1 protein-coding gene is annotated in these 313 nt (G+C 65.2%); it reads left to right on the top strand.

Annotated features, from left to right (window positions below; genetic code table 11):
- The coding region (locus R5H29_RS07825; protein ID WP_332329017.1) for a DUF736 domain-containing protein at window positions 1-309 on the top strand (309 nt) is incomplete at its 5' end.
- Between the last annotated feature and the right edge of the window lie 4 nt (window positions 310-313).

Below are 313 nucleotides of genomic sequence, written 5' to 3' on the forward strand. Positions count from 1 at the left end.
ATGGCGACCATCGGCACCTTCACCAAGACCGGCGACACCTTCACGGGCGCGGTCAAGACCCTGAGCATCAGCGCCAAGACCACGATCAAGGCCGCCGAGAAGGCCAGCGACAAAGCGCCCGACTACCGCGTCTTCTGCAACCAGGTGGAGTTCGGCGCCGCCTGGAAGAAGACCTCCGGCGAGGGCCGCGACTACCTCTCGGTCAAGCTGGACGATCCGAGCTTCCCAGCGCCGATCTACGCCACGCTGGTCGAGGAGGAGGAAGCTGGCAGCTTCAACCTGATCTGGTCCCGCCGAAACGGCGACTGACCGG

The sequence above is a fragment of the Stenotrophomonas sp. A3_2 genome (assembly GCF_036624925.1).
In the GTDB taxonomy this organism is placed as follows: Bacteria; Pseudomonadota; Gammaproteobacteria; order Xanthomonadales; family Xanthomonadaceae; genus Stenotrophomonas; species Stenotrophomonas hibiscicola.